The organism is Oscillibacter sp. CU971 (assembly GCF_905219725.1).
In the GTDB taxonomy this organism is placed as follows: Bacteria; Bacillota; Clostridia; order Oscillospirales; family Oscillospiraceae; genus Oscillibacter.
Genome location: NZ_CAJMXG010000081.1, coordinates 9,673 through 12,479, shown reverse-complemented (window position 1 = coordinate 12,479; position 2,807 = coordinate 9,673). Strand labels below are relative to the sequence as shown.

At 62.9% G+C, this 2,807-nt stretch carries 2 protein-coding genes; one reads left to right on the top strand and one right to left on the bottom strand.

The window, feature by feature from the left end:
• Positions 1 to 188 precede the first annotated feature (188 nt).
• A complete protein-coding gene (asnS, locus tag JX325_RS07525) occupies positions 189 to 1,583 on the top strand; it encodes an asparagine--tRNA ligase (protein WP_204790536.1) in 1,395 nt (464 codons plus the stop codon).
• A 204-nt stretch (positions 1,584 to 1,787) separates the two neighbouring features.
• On the opposite strand, the gene JX325_RS07520 is transcribed toward asnS, so the two are convergent.
• On the bottom strand, positions 1,788 to 2,807 hold a 1,020-nt coding region (locus JX325_RS07520; protein ID WP_204790535.1), incomplete at its 5' end, for an S-layer homology domain-containing protein.

Here is a 2,807-nt window from a genome sequence, read left to right as displayed (position 1 = left end):
TCGCCGTTAGGCGGGGACGGAGTGGGCGGAGTTTCTTCCGACGACATGGGGGGTGCAATGAACCAGCCATCGCTGGTTGCCAATCCGCCCCGCCCGCAAGGGCGAGTACAATCCCCCCCTCTTGCAAAAGCAAAAATTTATGATATAATATACCATCCATATGAAATAACAGAAATCAGGTGATCACAATGACCCTCAAAAANATCGCGGCGGTTTTCGCCGGCNAAGAATCCCTGGACGGGCAGTCCATCACGGTGGGCGGCTGGGCCCGCACTATCCGGGACATGAAAAACTTCGGCTTCGTGGAACTGAACGACGGCTCCTGCCTGAAAAACCTCCAGGTGGTCATGGAAGCCGGGACCCTGGAAAACTATAAGGACATCGCCGCCCAGAACGTGGGCGCGGCCCTCATCGTCACCGGCACCGTGGTCCTCACCCCCGAGGCTAAGCAGCCCCTGGAGCTGAAAGCCGCAAAAATTGAGGTGGAGGGCCCCTCCACCCCCGACTATCCCCTTCAGAAGAAGCGGCACACCGTGGAGTACCTGCGGACCATCCAGCATCTGCGGCCCCGGACGAACCTGTTCTCCGCCGCCTTCCGGGTGCGCAGCGCCGCCGCCTTCGCCATTCACGAGTTCTTCCAGAGCCGGGGCTTTGTCTACGTCCACACCCCCATCATCACCGCCAGCGACTGCGAGGGCGCCGGGGAGATGTTCCGGGTCACCACCCTGGACCCGGAGAACCCGCCCCGGACCGAGGACGGAAAAATCGACTTTACCCAGGACTTCTTCGGCAAGCCCGCGAACCTGACCGTCTCCGGCCAGCTCAACGCCGAGAACTTCGCCATGGCCTTCGGGGACGTGTACACCTTCGGCCCCACCTTCCGGGCGGAGAACTCCAACACCCAGCGCCACGCCGCCGAGTTCTGGATGATCGAGCCGGAGATGGCCTTCTGCGATCTGGCGGGGGACATGGACGTGGCGGAGGCCATGATCAAGTACGCCATCCAAAAGGTCATGGAGCGCTGCCCCGACGAAATCAGCTTCTTCAACAGCTTCGTGGACAAGGGGCTCAAGCAGCGGCTGGAGCACGTGGCCTCCTCCGACTTCGGCCGGGTGAGCTACACGGAGGCCGTGGAGATTCTGGAGAAGAACAACGACCAGTTCNACTACAAGGNCTACNGGGGCTGCGACCTCCAGACGGAGCACGAGCGGTATCTNACGGAGCAGGTCTTCAAGCGCCCGGTGTTTGTGACGGACTATCCCAAGGAGATCAAGGCGTNCTACATGCGCCTCAACGACGACGGGAAGACCGTGGCCGCGGCGGACTGCCTGGTCCCCGGCATCGGGGAGATCATCGGCGGAAGCCAGCGCGAGGAGCGGCTGGAGGTCCTGGAGCGCCGCATCAAGGAGCTGGACATGGACCCGGAGAGCTACTGGTGGTACTGCGATTTGCGGCGCTACGGCTCCTGCCGCCACGCGGGCTTCGGCCTGGGGTTCGAGCGGCTGGTGATGTATCTCACCGGCGTGAGCAATATCCGGGACGTGCTGCCGCATCCCCGCACGGTTGGAAGCGCAGACTTTTAAACACGCGCTTGACGCTGTCGAGACAGGCTCCCCCGAGAGGGGGAGCCTTTTTTCCGCCCTGTTTTGTCGCCCGGCGCCCAAGGACAGAAAAAACGGCCAGTCCGGGCCTTTGGCGGCCCAGCCCGGTCGCTTTTCTGTTCCGTTTTTATGCCGCAGTCTGAGGACGCTTCTCAAAAATGGGCAGGCCGGGTTCCCATGCGGGACTTATTTCTCGTAGGCCCTGTACAGGAAGGTCGCGATCTGGCCACGGGTGCAGGGGTTATCGGGGGAGAAGGTGGTGCCGTCCCCGGTGCCGTTGGTGACGCCCTGGCCCACGGCCCAGTCCACGGCGTCCAGAAGATCNGGCCAGTACCACTGNCCGCCGGTCTTGGGTTCCTCCGGCATATCGGTGAAGCTGGACTTGGCGGCAGCCTTGGGGCTGCCGAAGGCCTTCCAGATGAAGTAGGCCGCGGACGCCCGGTCGCAGGTCTTGTGGGGGTCGAAAGTGCCGGAGTACTCCATATCCNGCTCAGCCGCCCACTGAACGGCTTTGTAGTAGTACGCGCCGGGATCGGTCACGTCCATGTACTGCGTCTCCGTCAGCTTGGGCTCCGGGGACCCGGCGGCCCGCCAGAGGAAGGTGACGATCTGGGCCCGGGTGCAGGGATCGCCGGGGCCGAAGGTTGTGGCGGTTTTGCCGTTGGTAATCCCCTTCTCCACCGCCCAGGAAATCGCCGGGGCGAAGGGAGAGGAGGCCGCCACATCGGCGAACTTGGACGCGGGAGTCCCGGCGGGCTTCTGGGGCTCGGCGGGTTTTTCGGGTTCGGCGGGCTTCTGNGTCCCGGCGGGCTTGGACTCGATGNCCTGCCCGTCCNTGACCACGGTGCCCTTTTTCACCCACCCGGCGTAGAGGGTCATGTCCTCCGTGACGGGGTTGGACTCCTTCCAGGGGTACAGCTTGCCGTCCTTCCCCTCAATGCACCAGGCGTAGAACTCGTAATTGCTGGCCGGGGGCGTCAGCTTGCTCCCGTCGGGCAGTCCCACGATGTCGCCCTTGACCACGGTTTTCTCCTTGGGGATTTCGTCCTCCTTGGGGTCTTTGCAGTTCAGATCGAATTTCACGGTGAAGGGGCCGTCCTTGTTTTCCTCGGAGCCGCTTCCCTTCTTGGTCCATTTGGNGACCACGGAGGTCTTTTCTGTGAAGGTGACATCGGAGATCGGCTTGCCGTCTTGAGTAAACCAGCC